Here is a 20,187-nt window from a genome sequence, read left to right as displayed (position 1 = left end):
TTTTAGTGAAATTTACTTTCAGTATAACTAAATCGTTTCATTTCTTCATATGCTTGTTAGTAAAGTGAAACTTTCTTTCATTTGAAAGAAACAATTTATAAGTATAGGAGGATTCAATAATGAAAGTTTTATTCGTTTGTTCTGGAGGAATGTCCAGCGCAATTGTTGTAAACGCTTTAAAAAAAGAAGCAGAGAAAAAAGGTATGAACATGGAAGTGCATGCTATTGGAACAAGTGAGGTGGAGGAAGAAGTAAAGAATGGTTGGGATGTTGTAATGGTTGCACCTCAAGTTAGACATCGATTTGACGCTGTAAAAAAACTTACAGAACAAGAATCTATTCCGTGCGGTATTATTCCGCCGCAAGCATACACGCCGCTTGGTGGACCGACTTTATTAAAAACTGTAAATGAATTAATTAGTTAGGGGGAAGCGTTATGAATAAGTTTGTCACGTTTCTTGATAAAAACTTATCTGGACCGATGGCAAGGCTTTCTGAACAGAGGCATTTACAAGCAATCCGTGATGGAGTTATTTCGGCGTTACCATTTATTATCGTAGGGAGTTTCTTTTTAATAGTAGCATTTCCACCATTACCGAAAGATAGTTTCATATCAGTTTGGGCATTGAAAAATCAAACAAGTATATTAATACCATATCGTTTAACGATGTTTATTATGTCTTTATATATAGCATTTGGTATAGGATACAATTTAGCGAAAAGTTATAAGTTAGATGCTTTATCAGGGGCACAGTTAGCAGTATGCTCACTACTTTTAACATTGACGCCCGAATTAATCGATAAAAAAGGATTTATGCTTCCGATGACAAATCTCGGGGGGCATGGATTATTCGTAACGATGATCGTATCTATTTTATCAGTAGAGATTTTAAGATTTTGTAAGACGAAAAATGTAATGATTAAAATGCCAGAACAAGTACCGCCGTCTGTTTCACGTTCGTTTGAAGCACTTATACCTGCTGCATTCGTAATTATTTTAATGAGTTTAGTAACTGTCGTTTTTAGTATTGATTTACACCATGTTGTTGATAAATTAGCAGCACCGTTAGTAAAAGCTGGTGATAGTTATTTCGGTGTAATCATTCCAGTGTTTTTAATTACATTTTTTTGGTCATTCGGAATCCATGGTGTGTCGGTTGTTGGAACTGTTGCTCGGCCATTATGGGAAGTATACTTAGGGAAAAATGGTGAAGCAGTTGCTAGTGGAGCAGATCAGTTGCCATTCATATCACCAGAGCCGTTATACCAATGGTTTATATGGATTGGCGGTTCTGGTGCGACGTTAGGGCTTGTATTAGCTATGATTGTATTTGGTCGATCAAAATATTCGAAAGCATTATCAAGAACTTGTATTGTTCCTGGTATTTTTAATATTAATGAACCTGTTATTTTCGGATTACCGATTGTACTAAATCCAATTTTAATTATCCCGTTTATCATTACACCACTAGTAACAGCAACTGTTGCATATTCAGCAACTGCGATGGGATTTGTAACGCCAACACATATTATGCCGCCGTGGACATTACCAGCTCCAATTGGCGCGTATTTAGCCACAGGTGGAGATTGGCGTGCAGTAGTATTAGTTTTTATAAATATAGCAATATCATTCCTTATTTACCTACCATTCTTTAAAATGTACGACAAAAACATGCTTGAAATTGAGAAAAATGGTGATGGGGAATCTGTTAATCCGTAAGTTTTATATTTTATTTTTGAGTGATAGGCATTTTGTCTATCACTTCTTTCACATTAAGTCCAGAGAGGGTGAAATAGAATGAATATAAAATTTAGCTATAAAGGTGTATTTTTGTTGTTATTTGGAGTGATATGTGCAAATTTACTTTTCGTACCTTTATTAAGAATGCTAAATCTATCACAAATGCATAGTATATGGCTCGTTACAAGCTTTGCGGCAAGTATTTTGCTTACGGTAGTTGTTTCTTTCATTGATGGATCGTTTGCATCGAAAGCACAGTTGTTTTTTAGATTTATATTGTTTTCTGTAGGTTGTACGTTGTTTACTTACATAATTGTTTTTTAGTGAATAGGGGGCATGCATATTATGTATATTGCAGGGATAATGTCCGGTACATCGTTAGACGGAATAGATGTAGCGCTCGTTCATATAGAAGGAAACGGTGTAGATTCTAAAGTCGAACTCATACATTTTACTACTGTTCCATTTTGTAAGGATATAAAAAATGAGATACTGCAGGCTTTATCAATTGATACATCTAATGTTCAATTGATATGCAGTTTGAACTTTAAACTTGGTTTATGTTTCGCCAATGCTGTAAAGGAAGTTTGTAAACAGGCTGATTTGTCGCTAAAACAATTAGATTTAATAGGTTCTCACGGACAAACGATTTATCATCAACCAGCACCAGAAGGTAATATTATTTCTTCAACATTTCAAATTGGGGAACCAGCAGTTATTGCGTATGAAACGAACACTACGGTTATCTCTAATTTTCGAACGATGGATATGGCAGCAGGGGGACAAGGTGCGCCACTTGTGCCATATTCAGAGGTCATTTTGTATCGTCATCAAACTAAAAATAGATTACTACAAAATATTGGCGGAATCGGTAATGTTACAGTAATACCAAGTCATCTAAGTGATAAGAGCGTTATTGCTTTTGATACTGGCCCAGGAAATATGGTAATCGATGATGTATGTCAAAGATTATTTCAGTTGCCATATGATCAAAATGGTAGGATTGCAAAACAAGGAGTAGTTGTAGATGAAATTTTGACATATTGTATGAACCATCCATTTTTGAAAATGAATCCACCGAAATCAACTGGTAGAGAACAGTTTGGAGAAGAGTTTGTAAGTGAATTATTGAAGCGGTTTGAAAAGCATGGTAAAGAAAATCTTTTGACGACTGTCACGATGTTTACAGCAAGTTCAATTGTTCATCATTATAAGGAGTTTATTCTGCCGTATTATGAAATCGATGAAGTAATTTTAGGTGGTGGGGGCAGTTATAATCGTACACTTGTTGAAATGATACGAAATGGATTGAAGGAAGAAAAGTGCGCGATATTCATTCAAGAAGATATAGGCTATTCTTCAGAGGCGAAAGAAGCAATCGCCTTTGCGATATTAGCAAACGAAACGCATCATCGTAATCCGAGTAATGTGCCAAGCGCAACAGGTGCAAAGCAATCTGTAGTTTTAGGGAATATAACATTCCCTCCAATAAGATGATGAAAATGAGGCGAACATATGAAGTATATGATTGGAGTAGATGGTGGGGGCACGAAGACAGAAGCAATTGCATTTGATCAAGACGGAAACGAAGTTGTAAGAGGTACGAGTGGGTTTGGAAATATATTAATAGATTATGAAAAAGCAGTTTCGCATATTATGGAGGCGATCGATCAATGCAAGAAAGCTTTAATAGATGGGCACTGCGTTTGTATTTGTTTAGGGTTAGCGGGTATAAGTGGAGCGAATACAAATGAATTAACATTACGATTAATAAAGAAATATGAAACGAAAATTGAAGTTTTTAATGACGCAATGATTGCACATGCAGCTGCTTTAAAAGGGAAGGATGGAATTTTAACGATTGGCGGTACAGGTGCAATTTGTATTGGAAAGAAAGGAGAAGTGTACGAGTATAGTGGTGGATGGGGACATATTTTAGGCGATGAAGGAAGCGGATATTGGATTGCGTTACAAGGTTTAAAGAGAATGGCAAATCAATTTGATCAAGGAGTTAGACTTTGTCCATTAAGCTTAAGGATTCAAGACGAGTTTCGACTTTTAACATCATCTCATATAAAAAGACTAGTATATAGTTCTTCAAAAGATAAAGTTGCAGCAATTGCACCATTAATTATAGAGGAAGCGAGGAATGGGAATGATGATGCACATAAAATTATTCTGCAAGCGGCTAAGGAATTAACGATAATTACGGTGAATATTTATAACAAGATGCAGTTTGATTTATCACCTTTAATTGCAGTAAGTGGCAGTATATTGCGTTTCGTTCCTGAAATATATGCTGAATTTAAGAAATGCTGTGAGAAAAGTATGGGAGAAGTGATATTCGTACCACCATCAGAAATGGCAGTGAAAGGAACATATCATTTAATGAAGGGTGTATATTTTATAAAATAGAAGTATGAGAATTTTTGTATGATTTGTAAAAATATGATGTTAAAATATACAAAGGGATGTAAAGCAAGAAAAAGTACAATATACATAGTCATTGAATATTGTATAAGTACTCCCATGTAGAAAGTGAATGATTACATGATTAATAGTATGCAATTTTTGTATTTGGTGGCTTCTTATTTATTTGGAAACATATTGACCGCTTATATAGTAACGAAATGGAAACATAATGTTGATATTCGTGAAGAAGGAAGTGGTAATCCTGGCGCAAGAAATATGGGGCGCGTATATGGAAAAGGGTCTTTCGTCGCTACATTTTTAGGTGATGCGATCAAAGGGGCAATCGTAGTTTCTATTGCAAAATACCTTTTTGAAGATTCTACATTTGTAATGTTAGCTTTACTGGCTGCTATACTTGGACATATTTACCCAATTTTATTTAAAGGCAAGGGTGGAAAAGGCATTTCAACATTTATTGGAGGATTAATTGCATTTGATTATTTGATAGCGCTTACTCTTATTGCTGTTTTCATTATATTTTATTTAATCTTTAAAGGATTTACTAAGCCCGGACTAATTACAATCGCTTGTTTACCAGTTTGCATGATTTTGTATTGTTACTCTATTGTTACGACTATGTTAAGTGCACTTATCATTGTACTTATTTTATATGTAAATCGAGAATGAAATGAACTTTTAATAAGTGGAGTTAATCTCCACTTATAATTTTTATTAAATACATAAAGGAGATACAACATGGGGTTAATTTATAAAGTTGCTGATCAAGCTTGGGAATTTGAAAGTATACATAAATTGAATTATAAAACATTTGTAGAAGAAATTCCGCAACATGAAGAAACGAAAGATCGTGTTCGTATAGATCGTTTCCATGAAGAAAATACATATTTAATTTGTTTAGATGACGATAAGTTAGTAGGTATGGTTGCATTGCGAGGAAAACGACCATTCTCGTTAGATTATAAAATTCCAAATCTAGATTTTTATTTGCAAGAACATGGAGAAAATGTATATGAAATTCGTTTACTTTCAGTAGAACGTGAATATCGAAATGGAAGAGCATTGTTAGGTTTAATTCGCTTTTTACATCGTTATTTGCTTCTAAATGGATATGAATTGGCACTCATTTCTGCTACAACACGTGAACTACCTTTATATGAGCAAATGGGATTCAAATCTTTCCATACGTTAGTTGGTACTGAAGAAGCAGCCTTCCAGCCAATGTATGTTACCCCAGCTATGTTTGAAGAGTCGAGTGTTGGGGGTATTATGACGAAAGAATATACGTTTTTACCTGGTCCAGTGGATATTGAAGAAAATGTTCGAAAGGCATTTTCTACTAAGCCTATTTCGCATCGTTCTAAGTCATTTCAAGTGACAATGGAAAATGTAAAAAAACATTTATTGCAAATGACAAAAGCAAAACGTGTGCAAATAATGTTAGGAACAGGGACGTTAGCGAATGATGCCATTGCTTTACAGTTGAATTCTTTAAAAGGGAAAGGACTAGTTTTAACAAATGGGGAATTTGGAAATAGGTTAGTGGGACATGCAACACGTGCGCAATTACATTATGATACGCATAAAAAAGAAATGGCAGAGCCGTTTCTTTATACAGAATTAGAAAAAATAATGGCAACTGGAAATTATGAATGGCTTTGGTTTGTTCACCATGAAACATCAACTGGAATGTTAAATAATTTAGAAGAACTAAACATTCTTTGTAAAAAATATCAGATGAAACTATGTGTAGATTGTATAAGCTCAATTGGAGCAATACCAATAAATTTGAAGGATGTATATTTTGCAAGTGGTGTTAGCGGAAAAGCTATTAAATCATATACAGGATTATCTTTCGTTTTTCATAATCACATGATAGAGAAAAACGAAGCAATACCTACGTATATGGATATTGGTATGTATGAAATGAATGATAGTATTCCATACTCCCATTCATGGAATTTAATTTATGCATTGCAAGAAGCATTGAAGCGACTTGAAGATGAAGAGGCATTTGAAAAAATAAAAGAGGCGTATGCTTATATTGAACAAACTATTAATACTATGGGTTTAAAGCTTGTTTCACCTAAAGATCATGCCGCTCAAATTGTTATTATCATTCAATTAAACGAAGGGCAGTGTTCTAAGGCAGTAGGTGATGCATTAGCATTACAAGGATATATTGTTCATTATGAATCAGCATATTTACAAAAGAATAACTGGATTCAAATAGCATGTCTGAATCACTATAAAGAACGTGATATGAAGAGGATGTTAAATTGTTTGCAGATGTGTGTGTTAAAGAAAGTTCTTTTAACGTAAATGCTTGTATATTTATTATATAATTTCTACAAGGCTATGAGTCACACTTGCTAAGTGTATAGAAGTGCATTTTTTGACAAGAGTTTAAAAGAGAGCGAAAGCTCTCTTTTAAACTTACTTAAATGAATTACCCACAGATTGGAATACCGAGAACTCTCAAAGCTAGTGCTACTTGAAGAGTAATTTCCAATCTAGCAATTTCGATGCCAGCAACTGTGAGTACTAAAAAAGGTTGGCCGTTTACGAACACAATACAACTTTCCATATATACGCCTCCTTTCTATTGATCTACTACAGTATATGAATGAAACTATAATACGCTATAGTCGGATTTATGAATTTTGTAAAAATAATAGATTTACCCTATGTTTACGAAACAAATGGAGTTTCATAGTGTTAATAATTTAATTGTTAGACAAGGAAGCATCTATAATAAGATGCTTTTTATTATATTTACGTTTCAGCGTGACAATAAATAAAGTTAATCAATGACGAATTGAGAGGGAAATATATTGATAAATATTTGTAGGAGGTAAACTAAGAAGGTTTTAGAAAAACGAAAAGGAATTTTTATACTTGTAACATAAAAATTCTAGGGGGATGTTAATATGGAAAAAACTATGATGGTAGAAACAACAAACATGATGATGTCTATGGAAAAAATGATGTGTGAAATGAAGTGTATGAAAATGATGATGAATAACATGATGCAAATGGATGTAGAAATGGATAAGGCAATGATGGTGAAAATGAATGAATGTGATGAAATGATGAAGACTACTATGTCTATGATGAAAGCGATGAAAGAGAAATGTTGTTGAAGTAGCAAAGTATAGCGTAAAATGATGATGATCTTGTAAATTTAAATTAGTAAAGAGCCTGTTTTAGTTGGTAAATTAAAATAGGCTCTTTTAACTATTGTTCAAAAATAAATTGAGTTGACAAAAAAGAACTAAAAGATTATTTTAGTTCTTTTTTCTGTATTAACATTGTTCAAATCATTTGTTTAAAAGCTATAGATGATGGTTAGGCAGTGAGCAAAGACAAGTAAGAGCCTATCTTTCTTCGTTAAATGTGTGCTGAAGTAAATAATGATTCCATTTTTATTTTACTCTTTTCTCTAATTTCAGCATCAGCATGTCGCATAACATATTTATGCGCCACAGCGATTGCTAAAACATCATCTAATAAGCCAATCCCAATAATAGCAGCTATATCTGGAATGAAATCGATTGTTAATACGTAATAGGATAAAGCGGCTAATATAATGAGTTTCGCTTTAGTAGGTAACTCTTTCTTTTTCATTGTGTAAAATAAAATAATACTTTCATATACGCTGGATTTACCGAGGTTTACTGAGCTTTTTTTGAATTTTTTCCAAAGTGTCTGTTTCTCCATATAAACACTCCTTTTACAAAAACATAGATTTTTTAAAAGGATAGACAAAGAAGCGAAAGAATAATCAATTTTATTGTTTTTTCTTATTGTATATTTCGATATTTATAAGCGAATACCTGTTCAAAATAAAACAATGCTTGTTAAGCGGATACGATTATGGAGATGGATGAAGAGAAAATCTGTTTTGGAAAGCAAATAAGTTTCCGATAGAGGTTTCAATGAATTATTTGCGTTCTGCAACGAAGGCAGAAAAAACTTTTGATTTCATAATACCAGCTATCTTGCCAATAATTATTAGATTGTTTATAGCGTATATGAATCCGAATACAACAATAATGTTGAAAGGAATTAAGGATATAAATAATCAATCACTTACATTCATTCATTCCAATTTTAGCTGGTTTTAATATAGCTAATTACCTCGTTCCTTATGATTCTAGTACTTACTGGTTCATTTGCTACAAGTATTTTTGCTGATAGAACGTTTTTTATCCCTAATTTACCAAAACAATCATATCGTTTTGGCGTAGGTGTTTATGAGGGCGTAGTAGCTCATAGTACAGCGACTTCTGAAATATTCAAAAGTATGAATCTCGTACATGAAGAAACGCATTTGTTCAATATGCTGTTGATTGAGATGAAACAATCCAAATCGCTAATATAAAATACATTGCATATGGCGGTGGACCTGCTGCTAATAAACGATTTGTACATGTAGAGTTATGTGAAACAGCAGACCATACAAAGATCGAGCGTTCATATGAAAAATACGTAAAACTTTTAGCGGAAATCTTAAAAGATAACAAGTTATCTGTAGGAAAAGGATTGTGGATTCACTACGATGTGATTAAATATCTTGGTGGTACAGCTCATGAAGATCAACTTGATTATTTAAAATCTCATGGGGGATCAGGAGCTCAATCCCGTGCTGATGTACAACGCGCATACAATAATTCTAGTGTGGATGTTTCTGTACCTAAAAGCCACCTAAACCAACAGAAGTACCAACAGCTGTAACCGATGGTATAGCTTATATTGAAGGCTACAACGTTAATTTACGTAAAGGACCAGACACAAGCTATTCTAAGATTCGTCAACTAAATAAATCAGAAGCTTATGTTGAATGAGGCGAAAAGCCTGGTTGGTTAAACCTTGGTGGAGAGCAATGGATTAAGAACAATCCATCCTATGTGAAGTTTAGTAAGAAAAGTACAGTAGATTCTTCTATTGTAGGAAAGCGTGTTGTTTCTAAAGTTAACATTCTACGTTTCTATGATGCTCGATCTTGGCAGGATAAAGACGTGGATGGTTTTGTAGATGTAGGTGAGGTATTTACAATTTTTAGGAAGTTAAATATGGAAGGTTCAGTACAATTTAAGGTGCACAATAGTATAGGGAAAACATATTACGATCAATGAAGTTTATGTGTATGTAACTGTATTACTACAGTATAGTACACTCATAGGAGGTAGTTATGTGTTTGATAAAAATGAAATACAAAAGATAAATGGGATACTTCAAGCTAATGCATTAAATCCAAATTTAATTGGCCCTACACTTCCACCAATCCCACCATTTACTTTACCCACAGGTCCAACAGGAGGGACAGGTCCAACAGGAGGGACAGGTCCAACAGGAGGGACAGGTCCAACAGGAGGGACAGGTCCAACGGGAGTAACGGGTCCAACGGGAGTAACGGGTCCAACAGGAGTAACGGGTCCAACAGGAGAGACAGGCCCAACAGGAGGAACTGAAGGTTGTCTTTGTGATTGCTGTGTTTTACCTATGCAAAGCGTTTTACAACAACTTATTGGAGAAACTGTTATTCTTGGCACTATTGCAGACACACCAAACACGCCCCCGCTTTTCTTTCTATTTACTATCACTTCTGTGAATGATTTTTTAGTTACAGTTACAGATGGCACCACAACCTTTGTGGTCAATATATCTGATGTAACAGGGGTAGGTTTTTTACCACCAGGACCACCTATTACATTACTTCCACCTACCGATGTAGGATGCGAGTGTGAATGTCGTGAACGACCAATTAGACAATTACTGGATGCGTTTATCGGATCTACAGTAAGTCTTTTAGCAAGTAATGGTTCTATTGCAGCAGATTTTAGCGTGGAACAAACAGGACTTGGGATAGTACTAGGGACATTACCTATAAATCCAACTACAACCGTTAGGTTTGCAATTTCAACTTGTAAAATTACAGCTGTGAATATAACCCCTATTACGATGTAGTCTATTTCTTTCAGAAGTATCTGTTGCTACTCGATAAGAAAAGCACAGTTTATTTGTCCACCTTGAAAACGTATTGTTTTCAAAGTGGACAATCTACATTTCTAGGATGCTCCATCTTGGAAATATAAAGATGGAGCTGGTTCTGTAGATGCAGGGATTTATGATTGATGCAAAAGTGAGTGTCAATGGTTCGCCACAGTACAAAGCACACAGCAGTGAAACATACTATGTTATTGCAAATGAAGCCTATTTATTCATCTAACGCACTATACCTTCATGAGTAATTAACCATGCCCCCTTACTCTTTCTATATCCTTCATTTGTAAATTTCTTACTACTATATTATTGGCGTACAATATATGGCTAAATGTATCTAAATGGTTTTCTAAACGCACAAAATTCCCAAATTGATATGGTAAGGATATAAAAATTATAATGAAAAATAATAAATATCTCTAATGCACTATTAGGATTTTTCCATTTTATATTGCAAACCATCTTTCTGAAAGATAAGCTCATATGCTAAATCAAAATGAAGGTTATATAATGCTTTCGTATTACATATTAAATTGTAGAACTTAGTTCCTTGATGTACATATTGGTGTAATTTATTTTGAATTGGTGAAACAATGATTTTTAAAATTACGTTAATATCTTCATTAAAGAAGTTATAGGAGGGAATAACTTGGGATCATTATTTGATGTAATAGCAGATATTATTTTATTTTATCCTCGGAATGACATGAAATTAAAACACCATATTGCCAAATTAAGCGAATTTGAGTGGTTTCGAAGGTTACACGAAGATCCGAAATATACAGGTTTAATTTGGAGTAATAGAAAAATTAAGAAGTATATTTTGAATTCGGCAAATATGGAAGCATTAATAAAATCCGAGAAAAAACAAAAAGAATTTGTTCATCTAGTACAGGATGAATATAAAAAAAGAAGATAAGAATTTTTTTATTTTTCATATTTGGCGAAACAAATGGTACAATGAAAGCTAATGTGAAAAATAAGGAAAAGAAGTGGTCTATTTGAAAAACTTTTTAGAATTAGGAATTAGTGAAACTTTTAATCATACATTACGTGAAAATGGAATTACAGAAGCAACACCGATTCAGGAGAAGGCAATTCCTGTTATTATGTCAGGTAAAGATATTATTGGGCAGGCGAAAACAGGAACGGGTAAAACGTTAGCATTCGTGTTACCGATTTTAGAAAAAATCGATCCAGAGTCTAGTGATGTTCAGGCTTTAATTGTTGCACCAACAAGGGAACTAGCACTGCAAATTACAACTGAAATTAAAAAAATGCTTGTTCAAAGAGAAGATATTAATGTACTAGCGATATATGGCGGACAAGATGTAGCACAACAATTGAGAAAATTAAAAGGTAATACACATATTGTTGTAGCGACACCAGGACGATTATTAGATCATATACGACGTGAAACAATTGATTTAAGTAATCTTTCAACGATTGTACTAGATGAAGCAGATCAAATGCTTTATTTCGGATTCTTATATGATATTGAAGATATTTTAGATGAGACACCTGATAGTAAACAAACGATGTTATTCTCAGCAACGATGCCAAAAGATATTAAAAAATTGGCGAAACGTTATATGGAAGAGCCGCAAATGATTCAAGTACAAAGTGAAGAAGTAACGGTAGATACAATTGAGCAGCGTGTCATTGAGACGACAGATCGTGCAAAGCCAGATGCACTTCGTTTTGTTATGGATCGTGATCAGCCATTTTTAGCAGTTATTTTCTGTCGTACAAAGGTTAGAGCAAGTAAGCTTTATGATGATTTAAAGGGACTTGGTTATAATTGTGCTGAACTTCATGGTGATATACCTCAAGCGAAACGTGAAAGAGTTATGAAGAGTTTCCGCGAAGCTAAAATTCAGTACTTAATCGCAACGGATGTAGCAGCTCGTGGACTTGATGTAGATGGTGTAACGCACGTATTTAACTTTGATATCCCTGAAGATGTAGAAAGTTATATTCACCGCATTGGCCGAACAGGACGTGCAGGTGGATCAGGTCTTGCAATTACGTTCGTTGCAGCGAAAGATGAAAAACATTTAGAAGAAATTGAAAAAACGCTTGGTGCACCAATACAAAGAGAAATAATCGAACAACCGATGATAAAAAATGTAGATGAAAATGGAAAACCGGTACAAAAGCCGGCTCCAAAGAAATCAGGTCAATATCGTCAAAGAGATAGCCGTGAAGGTTCAAGAAGTGGTTCAAAAGGTGGACCAAGAAACGATTCAAGAAATAGTTCTAGAAATGATAACAATCGATCATTTAATAAGCCAAGTAATAAGAAAAGTAGTGCAAAACAAGGTCAGCAAAGACGTGGCCGTTAAATAGTTATAATTTTAAAAGAGGCGCAAATAATTGCGGCTCTTTTTTATTTTTATACAATGAAGTCGTTTGAAAGATAATGAGATTTTCTAAAAAACACGAGTCCTGTTATTTAATAATTGGGACATATTCTATAATAATCAATTGAGAAAATATCGTAAATTTGAGATAATTTGGTTATATGAATCGGAATTTAAAATGTAATACAGGATATGTATTACTATAGATATCGTAGAAGGGGGAGGAGAAATATAGTGAATTCATGGGGAAGACCTAGAATGAAAATCCAAAGAACAAAAAGTGAATGGATTTGGGATATCATTGGATATTCATTTTTCTTAGGATCAATAATTTTTTTGATCACCATTTGGGGAGGATTACCTGAGGAAGTACCGGGACATTATAACGCAAATGGGGTTGTAGATCGCTGGGGGTCAAAATGGGAACTTTTGATTCTACCAGGAATCGGGACATTTATAATACTTTTAATGCAGACTTTAGAGAAGTTTCCAGAAGTTAATAACTATCCACAAAGACTTAATGAATTGAATGCTAAGCAGTTTTATTTAAATAGCCGAAAAATGATTAATCAATTAAAAAATGTTTGTTTAGTTATTTTTGCTTTAATCCAATTTGAGACAATTTCAATAGTTTTAGGTTGGGGCGGGGGTTTAGGTAAATTATTTTTACCAATAATAATTATCGGAACAGTTATTCCAATTGTTATAGGAATAATAAGGCAACGGAAAATTAAATAATACGGATTGAATAAACATTCTAATTTATGACTTTATTTCGTTATCGGGCGCTATTATGGGATGCAATTTAGAATTTTAAATGAATTTATTATAAATTTCGTATAGGGAAGTTTGTTTAATCAAAAATTAAACAATTTTATTTTACCTCCATCCTAATTTTAGGACGGGGGTATGCGTGTTTGCGGTTTTAAAATTTAATAACTTTAATGTCTTTCTACAGGGGATACCAAAAATGAAATTTTAAAATTTCATTCACCGTATTAAAAATAAATTTTAAAATTCATAAAGGAAATGTAAAGTAGGTTGTTGTATATGTACGATAACAGGAAACTTTTTACATACTAAACATATACTTTAAATAAACCGACAGTCGGTCCGTAGGAAGGAGTACATGAATGAGGATCGTAAAAGAATATGGGGAACGTAGAAATGAAATTTTAGAAACTGCTGAACGTTTGTTTGTTACAAAAGGGTATGCGAAAACTACAGTAAATGACATTTTAAAAGAGATTGGTATAGCAAAGGGGACGTTTTATCATTATTTTAAGTCGAAAGAAGAAGTAATGGATGAAATTATTATGAGGATTATTAAAGCGGATGTTGCTAAAGCGAAAGCAATTGTCTCTAACCCTAATATCCCAGTTTTGGATAAGTTATTTCGAGTTTTAATGGAACAATCACCAAAATCAGGAGATGTAAAAGATAAAATGATTGAACAATTTCATCAGCCAAATAATGCGGAAATGCATCAAAAAAGTATAGTACAATCAATTATTCATTTATCTCCTGTTTTAGCAGAGATTTTAGAACAAGGAATCGCTGAAGGCATATTTTCTACTCCATACCCACAAGAAACGATTGAATTATTACTCTCTTCAGCACAAGTCATATTTGATGAGGGTTTATTCCAGTGGAAGCCGGAAGAAATGATGAGGAGGGCTAAAGCTTATATCAAAATGATGGAAGCATCTGTTGGAGCGAAAGAGGGAGCCTTTGATTACATGGTGGAGGTTTTAATCAAACAGAAATAGTAATTTTCTGTTTGGATATTATCGACCGACAGTCGGTCTGAATCGAATGAAAGGTGTGATAAGGATGTCAGCTAGTATAAGGTCTTCGATGAAAGATTTTCACTTAATGGTGAGTGGACAAATTATTACTATTTTAGGTTCAACACTTTTACGTTTTGCCCTGTCATTATATGTGCTAGATATAACAGGGCGTGCTGATATATTCGCAGGATTATATGCGGTAACGAGTATTCCGTTTTTACTAGCTCCTCTCGGCGGAGCGATAGCAGATCGTTTCAATCGCCGTGATTTAATGGTTATTTTTGACTTTATCAACGCTGCGATTGTATTAAGCTTTATAGTTTTGTTATTTACTGGACCTGTATCTATTATATTGATTGGAACAATTATGTTTTTACTAGCAGTCGTTAGTGCAATGTATTCACCTGTTGTAATGGCGAGTATTCCGCAATTAGTTCCAGAGAATAAGTTAGAGCAAGCGAACGGTATCGTAAATGGTGTGCAAGCATTGTCAAATATAGTTGCTCCTGTATTTGGAGGAATATTGTACGGCATAATTGGTTTGAAAATGCTCGTAATAATAAGTTGTCTTGCTTTCTTTTTATCTGCGATTTTAGAAATGTTTATTAAAATACCTTTTATAAAAAGAGCACGAGAAAGCCATATAATACCGACAATTGTAAAGGATATGAAAGAAGGATTTATATATGTTTTAAAACAACCATTTATTTTGAAATCTATGCTTTTAGCTGCATTACTAAATTTAATACTTACACCGCTATTTGTTGTTGGTGCTCCAATTATTATACGAGTAACAATGGAAAGTAGCGACACGTTATACGGAATTGGAATGGGATTGATCGATTTTGCTACTATTTTAGGTGCATTATCGATAGGTTTTTTTGCGAAAAAGCTACAGATGAAAACATTGTATTACTGGATGCTTTTAATAGCTTTATTAGTACTACCAATGGCACTATCAGTTACGCCAGTTATTCTTAATTTAGGATACTATCCACCATTTATCCTCTTTATACTTTCTTCTATTCTAATTGCAATGATCGTGACAATTGTATCCATCTATGTGATTACTGTAGTCCAAAAGAAAACACCAAATGAAAACCTAGGAAAAGTAATGGCAATTATAACAGCGGTATCTCAATGTATGGCACCAATTGGGCAAGTCATTTATGGTTTTATGTTTGAAGGATTCAGTATGAAAATTTATTTACCTATATTAGTTATTAGTTTCATAATGATAATAATAGCGATAGTGACGAAGAAAATATTATGGAATGAAGGGAACTAGCTCCATATGATTAGGAGAATGTTAAAAAGAGATTTCTCTCAAAATAAAATGATAATTACCATTCTATTTATGTTTATCATGTTATCAAGTCTTTTAATCGCAAGTGCTTCAAGTAACGTTATAAATCTATTGAACTCAACGGATCAATTGTTTAAAGTATCAAACGCACCGCACTTCGTACAAATGCATGCCGGAGAAATAAACCAAAAGTCAATTGATTCATTTGTAGCGCAAACTCCTTTTGTAAAAAAACAACAAACAGCAGAGATGGTTCAAATAGGCGGATCTAACATTTTTATAAAGAAGAAAAATCAAGCGGAACATAATAGTGTAATGGACATTAGCTTCGTTAAGCAAAATAGTAATTTTGACTTTTTATTAGATTTAAATAATGAATTGATCGATGTTAGGAAAGGGGAAATAGGTGTACCAATTTATTATATGCAAAAATATAATTTGCGTATTGGAGATAAAATTTGGGTTGTTAAAAATAATAATGAGCTAGAATTTACTATTTCGGCATTTGTTCGTGATGTTCAAAACGATTTGTAATAAGCGATGAAGACTTCGAAAGAATAAAGGGGAATTTTGGAGAAAGTGAATATCTTATTGAATTCCAGCTAACAGATTTAAATAAAATAAATGCATTTGAAACTTTATACCAGTCATCAAACTTACCTCAAAAAGGTCCCTCTATTACGTATTCACTCTTTAAAACACTCAATTCATTAACAGATGGAATAATAGCTGCAGTACTTATCATAATAAGTGCATTATTAATGCTAATCGCGATTTTATGTATTAGATTTACGATTATGACTTCAATGGAAGAAGATTATCGGGAAATTGGTGTTATGAAAGCTATCGGCATTCAAAGTAAAGATATTCAAAAACTATATGTAACAAAATATGTTGTTATTTCCGCTATCGGATGTATATGTGGATATATCCTTTCGTTATTTGTTACAAAAATATTTACCTCTAACATCGCACTTTATATGGGGACAGCTAATAAAAGTATTTTATATTATGTTGTGCCATTGATAGTCACAACATTGTTATTTCTAGCCGTTATCCTTTTTTGCCGCATCATTTTACGGAATTTCAGGAGAATTACAGCAATAGACGCTTTACGATCAAGAGATAAACTAGGAAAAAGAAAGATTAGAAGATTTTTTTCTCTCTATCAAACTAAAATTACAAATGTAAATATATTTATTGGTATACAAGATGTAGTGAAACGATTTAAGTTATATCGAGTATTAAGTATCGTTTTAATTATTGCAGTGTTCATGATTGTTGTACCAGTTAACTTTTTGTACACGATTCAGTCACCGCAATTTGTTAATTATATGGGAACAGGAAAGAGTGATATACGAATAGATTTACAGCAATCTGAAAATATAGAAAAACGGTTTAATGACGTTATATCGTATGTCGGAAACGATGAAGAGGTAGAGAAATATGCAGCATTTGTAACGAGTACATTTAAAATGGTGAAAGCTGATGGTACACATGAAAACTTAAATGTAGAAGTGGGAGATTTCGCCCAATTTCCAATAGAATATGTTAAAGGTATGGCACCAAAAAATGAAAATGAGATCGCTCTCTCTTATATGAACGCAAATGAATTAAAAAAGAATATAGGGGATGAAATCGTTTTATTTGTAGAAGGAAAAGAGAAAATGCTAACTATTAGTGGTATATATCAAGATGTAACGAATGGAGGAAAAACAGCTAAAGCGAGTTTTTCTTATAATAAAGAAAATATATTATGGTACGTAGTAAATGTAGATATGAAACCCAAAGTGAATCTACAAGAAAAAGTGAAGGAGTATAAACAAAATTTTAATTCTGCAAAAATAACAGATACGGATAATTATTTATCTCAAACTTTAGGAGAGACAATTAAACAATTAAGACTCGTGACACAAGTGGCAATTTTGATTGCTATATTGATATCGGTTTTAATAACTGCGATGTTTTTTAAAATGTTATTGGTAAAAGATTCTTCGCAAATATTAATTATGAAAAGTATCGGCTTTTCCTACAAAGATATTCGTATACAATATGTTACTCGTTCTATTTCTATAGTATTAGTAGGTATTTTAACAGGGACATTTATAGCTGCTACGTTTGGAGAAACACTAATAAGCTGGTTAGGTTCATTTATGGGAGCAGCTCACATAAAGTTTGTTGTTAATCCGATCATTTCTTATGTAATATGTCCAGCTATTTTATTTATATCTGTGACCGTAGCAACACTTTTCAGTAGCTTTACAGTGAAACAAACAAATGATTTAAAGCTAAATGGGGAGTAGGAGGTGTGTAATTTGAAAAAAATTTTAGAAGTAAAACAATTAAATAAAAAATACGCAATGGATGGAAATAAAACTTACCATATGTTAAAAAATATAAATTTAGAGATTTATGAGGGAGAGTTTATATCGGTCATGGGACCTTCTGGTTCAGGGAAATCGACGTTACTATATAATATTAGCGGAATGGATCAAATGTCATCAGGAAGTGTGAAAGTTGATAGTAAAGAAATAACATGTATGAAAGAAGAGGTGTTAGCAAAATTACGACTCAGCGAAATGGGATTTATTTTTCAACAGAGCAATCTTCTTAGAAATTTGAATCTTTTTGATAATATAGTTTTGCCTGCGTATTTAGCAAAATTTGAGAGCAGGAAAATAATAAATAAACGTGCACTTGAATTGATGAAAAAAATGGGAATTAGTCAAATTGCAACTAATAATATAACTGAAGCATCAGGAGGAGAATTACAAAGGGTATCTATTTGTAGAGCACTCATAAATAAACCTAATATTATTTTTGCTGACGAACCAACGGGTGCTTTGAATTTAAAAGCGACAGAAGAGGTAATGGATATTTTAGCAAATATAAACCGTATGGGAACTACAATTTTGCTAGTTACTCATGACGTAAAGGTAGCAGCTAAAACAGAAAGAATTCTTTTTATGGTGGACGGAGAAATTGTTAGCGAAATACAGATGGGTAAGTATAGAAACGATGATTTGAAGGTGCGAGAAGAGCAGTTGTTAAAATGGTTAACTGTACTTGGATTTTAAAGAGATAATATTTTTGACTCCTATTGAATATAGGAGTTTTTTCTTTGTTTGAAAGTTTAAAAAGAGATATAATAATTTTCTGACTATTGATTATGGAGGGGTATAAATGAAAAGTGAAACGTTACACACTCAAGAAGATATATTAAAAATGCTTGATTCAATATTAAGACCTGCAGAACCGTTTTGGAATGAATTTTATGCGGATAGAGAAAAAGATGTTCCGTTTTTTGAAAATGTTCCAGATGAGAACCTAGTTTCGTATATACAAAAAGAATGGGTTTCCAAAGGGAAAGTGTTGGAGCTTGGATGTGGTCCAGGAAGAAATGCAATTTATTTAGCGACTGAAGGATTTGATGTTACAGCAGTGGATTTATCTATAGAGGGCATTAATTGGGCGAAAGAGAGGACGTTGGCAAAAGGAATAAAAATTCACTTTATTTGTGATTCGATTTTTAATTTAGAGGGTCAAAATGAATTTGATTTTGTATACGATTCGGGCTGTTTGCATCACATTCCACCGCATAGAAGAATAAATTATGTGGATTTAATTAAAAACTCATTGAAATCTGGTGGTTATTTCGGATTAACATGTTTTGCAGCTGGCGATTTAGATGAGCGAAACGGATCAGAAATAACAGATTGGGACGTATATAGAGGATGGAGTCTACAAGGTGGTCTTGCATATTCTGAAGAAAAATTAAGAGAGATATTTAAAGAATTTGAAGTAATTGAAATTAGAAAAATGAAGCAAATTGAACAACCAAATAATATGTTTGGAGAATCATTTCTTTGGACAGCATTATTTAAGAAGAAATAAAACATAGATAATTGACAAACTCATCGTTTTTATAGACAATACACTTATAAGAATATACGTTCGGTTTTATTGTCCGATGTATGTTTTGCATAAATACATAACAAGGGGATGTCTCTAAATGGGTAACACAAATCAAAAAATCACTACGTTTTTAATGTTTGAGGGCAAAGCTGAGGAAGCGATGAATTTTTACACATCGCTATTTAATCAATCAGAAATTGTAAGTATCTCTCGTTATGATGAGAATGGACCAGGTAAAGATGGAACTGTAATTCATGCAACTTTTACGCTAAATGGACAAGAGTTCATGTGTATTGATAGTTATGTAAAGCATGATTTTACATTCACTCCAGCTATGTCTCTTTATGTAACTTGTGATACGGAAGAGGAAATCGAAACAGTTTTTAATAAACTAGCACAAGATGGAAAAGTTCTTATGCCTTTAGGTTCATATCCGTTTAGTAAAAAGTTTGGCTGGTTAAATGATAAGTATGGTGTATCTTGGCAGTTAACTCTTGCTGGAGATGAATAATTAAAATAATATGGTGATATTAATGTTATAAAAAATAAAAGGGATGATACAAGATAAATATGTATCATCCCTTTTATTTTTTGTTTTACAACCGTCATCGGTCGTATTTATAACGACTTTAGGGG

Annotated in this window: 19 protein-coding genes and 5 pseudogenes; 21 read left to right on the top strand and 3 right to left on the bottom strand. The window is 33.1% G+C overall.

Features of this window, described 5'->3' with window-relative positions; all coding sequences use genetic code 11:
• The first annotated feature begins 119 nt into the window (after positions 1-119).
• The 7 genes from B5P42_RS20265 to B5P42_RS20235 all read left to right on the top strand — a co-directional run bounded on the left by B5P42_RS20265 (position 120) and on the right by B5P42_RS20235 (position 6,493).
• On the top strand, positions 120-425 hold the full coding sequence (locus B5P42_RS20265) for a PTS sugar transporter subunit IIB (RefSeq protein ID WP_000865888.1): 306 nt from the start codon (positions 120-122) through the stop codon (positions 423-425).
• 11 nt (positions 426-436) lie between these two features.
• Positions 437-1,720, top strand: a complete 1,284-nt coding sequence (locus B5P42_RS20260) for a PTS sugar transporter subunit IIC (protein WP_061689421.1) — start codon at positions 437-439, stop codon at positions 1,718-1,720.
• A 78-nt stretch (positions 1,721-1,798) separates the two neighbouring features.
• Positions 1,799-2,065, top strand: a complete 267-nt coding sequence (locus B5P42_RS20255) for a hypothetical protein (protein ID WP_002136308.1) — start codon at positions 1,799-1,801, stop codon at positions 2,063-2,065.
• A gap of 21 nt (positions 2,066-2,086) precedes the next feature.
• Positions 2,087-3,238, top strand: a complete 1,152-nt coding sequence (gene anmK, locus B5P42_RS20250; RefSeq protein ID WP_113735042.1) for an anhydro-N-acetylmuramic acid kinase AnmK — start codon at positions 2,087-2,089, stop codon at positions 3,236-3,238.
• A gap of 18 nt (positions 3,239-3,256) precedes the next feature.
• Complete coding sequence (locus B5P42_RS20245; protein WP_113735041.1) at positions 3,257-4,156, top strand: BadF/BadG/BcrA/BcrD ATPase family protein; 900 nt, start codon at positions 3,257-3,259, stop codon at positions 4,154-4,156.
• 135 nt (positions 4,157-4,291) lie between these two features.
• Positions 4,292-4,840: a glycerol-3-phosphate 1-O-acyltransferase PlsY gene (gene plsY / locus B5P42_RS20240; RefSeq protein ID WP_113735040.1), complete on the top strand. Its 549-nt coding sequence runs from the start codon at positions 4,292-4,294 to the stop codon at positions 4,838-4,840.
• A 69-nt stretch (positions 4,841-4,909) separates the two neighbouring features.
• The gene (locus tag B5P42_RS20235) at positions 4,910-6,493 is read left to right on the top strand and encodes an aminotransferase class V-fold PLP-dependent enzyme (protein WP_113735039.1); all 1,584 of its coding nucleotides are present in this window, start codon (positions 4,910-4,912) and stop codon (positions 6,491-6,493) included.
• A gap of 127 nt (positions 6,494-6,620) precedes the next feature.
• Here B5P42_RS20235 and B5P42_RS20230 read toward each other — a convergent pair whose 3' ends face one another.
• Positions 6,621-6,758, bottom strand: coding sequence for a DUF3956 domain-containing protein (locus B5P42_RS20230; protein ID WP_002127410.1), 138 nt, complete (start codon positions 6,756-6,758; stop codon positions 6,621-6,623).
• A 343-nt stretch (positions 6,759-7,101) separates the two neighbouring features.
• On the opposite strand from B5P42_RS20230, the gene B5P42_RS20225 reads away from it, so the two are divergent.
• The gene (locus B5P42_RS20225; protein ID WP_000416118.1) at positions 7,102-7,314 is read left to right on the top strand and encodes a hypothetical protein; all 213 of its coding nucleotides are present in this window, start codon (positions 7,102-7,104) and stop codon (positions 7,312-7,314) included.
• 247 nt (positions 7,315-7,561) lie between these two features.
• Here B5P42_RS20225 and B5P42_RS20220 read toward each other — a convergent pair whose 3' ends face one another.
• Complete coding sequence (locus B5P42_RS20220) at positions 7,562-7,891, bottom strand: YkvA family protein (protein WP_002035120.1); 330 nt, start codon at positions 7,889-7,891, stop codon at positions 7,562-7,564.
• A 218-nt stretch (positions 7,892-8,109) separates the two neighbouring features.
• On the opposite strand from B5P42_RS20220, the pseudogene B5P42_RS33160 reads away from it, so the two are divergent.
• The 4 genes and pseudogenes from B5P42_RS33160 to B5P42_RS33155 all read left to right on the top strand — a co-directional run.
• Positions 8,110-8,368 (top strand): annotated as a pseudogene (locus B5P42_RS33160) (hypothetical protein).
• A pseudogene (locus tag B5P42_RS20210) lies at positions 8,322-9,325 on the top strand (N-acetylmuramoyl-L-alanine amidase); the annotation flags it as partial. The pseudogenes B5P42_RS33160 and B5P42_RS20210, both read left to right, overlap by 47 nt.
• Before the next feature lie 42 nt (positions 9,326-9,367).
• Positions 9,368-10,141: an exosporium leader peptide-containing protein gene (locus B5P42_RS20205; protein WP_113735037.1), complete on the top strand. Its 774-nt coding sequence runs from the start codon at positions 9,368-9,370 to the stop codon at positions 10,139-10,141.
• A 66-nt stretch (positions 10,142-10,207) separates the two neighbouring features.
• Positions 10,208-10,403, top strand: a pseudogene (locus B5P42_RS33155) (N-acetylmuramoyl-L-alanine amidase); the annotation flags it as partial.
• A 216-nt stretch (positions 10,404-10,619) separates the two neighbouring features.
• On the opposite strand, the pseudogene B5P42_RS32840 reads toward B5P42_RS33155, so the two are convergent.
• A pseudogene (locus B5P42_RS32840) lies at positions 10,620-10,808 on the bottom strand (hypothetical protein); the annotation flags it as partial.
• Positions 10,809-10,826: 18 nt separating this feature from the next.
• On the opposite strand from B5P42_RS32840, the gene B5P42_RS20190 reads away from it, so the two are divergent.
• From B5P42_RS20190 to B5P42_RS20150, 9 genes and pseudogenes are all read left to right on the top strand, one after another.
• A complete protein-coding gene (locus tag B5P42_RS20190) occupies positions 10,827-11,096 on the top strand; it encodes a hypothetical protein (RefSeq protein ID WP_044439601.1) in 270 nt (89 codons plus the stop codon).
• Between the two features lie 73 nt (positions 11,097-11,169).
• On the top strand, positions 11,170-12,522 hold the full coding sequence (locus B5P42_RS20185) for a DEAD/DEAH box helicase (RefSeq protein WP_044439603.1): 1,353 nt from the start codon (positions 11,170-11,172) through the stop codon (positions 12,520-12,522).
• Positions 12,523-12,798: 276 nt separating this feature from the next.
• The gene (locus B5P42_RS20180; RefSeq protein ID WP_113735059.1) at positions 12,799-13,278 is read left to right on the top strand and encodes a DUF1648 domain-containing protein; all 480 of its coding nucleotides are present in this window, start codon (positions 12,799-12,801) and stop codon (positions 13,276-13,278) included.
• Positions 13,279-13,673: 395 nt separating this feature from the next.
• Positions 13,674-14,309: a TetR/AcrR family transcriptional regulator gene (locus B5P42_RS20175; RefSeq protein WP_113735036.1), complete on the top strand. Its 636-nt coding sequence runs from the start codon at positions 13,674-13,676 to the stop codon at positions 14,307-14,309.
• 46 nt (positions 14,310-14,355) lie between these two features.
• Complete coding sequence (locus B5P42_RS20170) at positions 14,356-15,618, top strand: MFS transporter (RefSeq protein ID WP_254904890.1); 1,263 nt, start codon at positions 14,356-14,358, stop codon at positions 15,616-15,618.
• Positions 15,619-15,624: 6 nt separating this feature from the next.
• Positions 15,625-17,939 (top strand): annotated as a pseudogene (locus tag B5P42_RS20165) (ABC transporter permease).
• Positions 17,940-17,951: 12 nt separating this feature from the next.
• Positions 17,952-18,713, top strand: coding sequence for an ABC transporter ATP-binding protein (locus B5P42_RS20160; protein ID WP_113735035.1), 762 nt, complete (start codon positions 17,952-17,954; stop codon positions 18,711-18,713).
• 106 nt (positions 18,714-18,819) lie between these two features.
• Positions 18,820-19,530 carry a class I SAM-dependent methyltransferase gene (locus B5P42_RS20155; protein ID WP_044439620.1) on the top strand — a complete coding sequence of 237 codons (711 nt, stop codon included), beginning with the start codon at positions 18,820-18,822 and terminating at the stop codon, positions 19,528-19,530.
• Between the two features lie 118 nt (positions 19,531-19,648).
• Positions 19,649-20,062, top strand: a complete 414-nt coding sequence (locus tag B5P42_RS20150) for a VOC family protein (RefSeq protein ID WP_113735034.1) — start codon at positions 19,649-19,651, stop codon at positions 20,060-20,062.
• Positions 20,063-20,187 lie beyond the last annotated feature (125 nt).

Origin of the sequence: Bacillus sp. SRB_331, from assembly GCF_003264175.1 — a bacterium.
Classification (GTDB): Bacteria; Bacillota; Bacilli; order Bacillales; family Bacillaceae_G; genus Bacillus_A; species Bacillus_A mycoides.
This window is presented reverse-complemented; position numbering and strand designations above follow the sequence as displayed.

Excerpts from the sequence above, each read along its gene's own strand:
- B5P42_RS20265 (WP_000865888.1), top strand. The coding sequence starts at position 120 with ATGAAAGTTTTATTCGTTTGTTCTGGAGGAATGTCCAGCGCAATTGTT.
- B5P42_RS20260 (WP_061689421.1), top strand. The coding sequence starts at position 437 with ATGAATAAGTTTGTCACGTTTCTTGATAAAAACTTATCTGGACCGATG.
- B5P42_RS20255 (WP_002136308.1), top strand. The coding sequence starts at position 1,799 with ATGAATATAAAATTTAGCTATAAAGGTGTATTTTTGTTGTTATTTGGA.
- anmK (WP_113735042.1), top strand. The coding sequence starts at position 2,087 with ATGTATATTGCAGGGATAATGTCCGGTACATCGTTAGACGGAATAGAT.
- B5P42_RS20245 (WP_113735041.1), top strand. The coding sequence starts at position 3,257 with ATGAAGTATATGATTGGAGTAGATGGTGGGGGCACGAAGACAGAAGCA.
- plsY (WP_113735040.1), top strand. The coding sequence starts at position 4,292 with ATGATTAATAGTATGCAATTTTTGTATTTGGTGGCTTCTTATTTATTT.
- B5P42_RS20235 (WP_113735039.1), top strand. The coding sequence starts at position 4,910 with ATGGGGTTAATTTATAAAGTTGCTGATCAAGCTTGGGAATTTGAAAGT.
- B5P42_RS20230 (WP_002127410.1), bottom strand. The coding sequence starts at position 6,758 with ATGGAAAGTTGTATTGTGTTCGTAAACGGCCAACCTTTTTTAGTACTC.
- B5P42_RS20225 (WP_000416118.1), top strand. The coding sequence starts at position 7,102 with ATGGAAAAAACTATGATGGTAGAAACAACAAACATGATGATGTCTATG.
- B5P42_RS20220 (WP_002035120.1), bottom strand. The coding sequence starts at position 7,891 with ATGGAGAAACAGACACTTTGGAAAAAATTCAAAAAAAGCTCAGTAAAC.
- B5P42_RS20180 (WP_113735059.1), top strand. The coding sequence starts at position 12,799 with ATGAAAATCCAAAGAACAAAAAGTGAATGGATTTGGGATATCATTGGA.
- B5P42_RS20175 (WP_113735036.1), top strand. The coding sequence starts at position 13,674 with ATGAGGATCGTAAAAGAATATGGGGAACGTAGAAATGAAATTTTAGAA.
- B5P42_RS20170 (WP_254904890.1), top strand. The coding sequence starts at position 14,356 with ATGAAAGGTGTGATAAGGATGTCAGCTAGTATAAGGTCTTCGATGAAA.
- B5P42_RS20155 (WP_044439620.1), top strand. The coding sequence starts at position 18,820 with ATGAAAAGTGAAACGTTACACACTCAAGAAGATATATTAAAAATGCTT.
- B5P42_RS20150 (WP_113735034.1), top strand. The coding sequence starts at position 19,649 with ATGGGTAACACAAATCAAAAAATCACTACGTTTTTAATGTTTGAGGGC.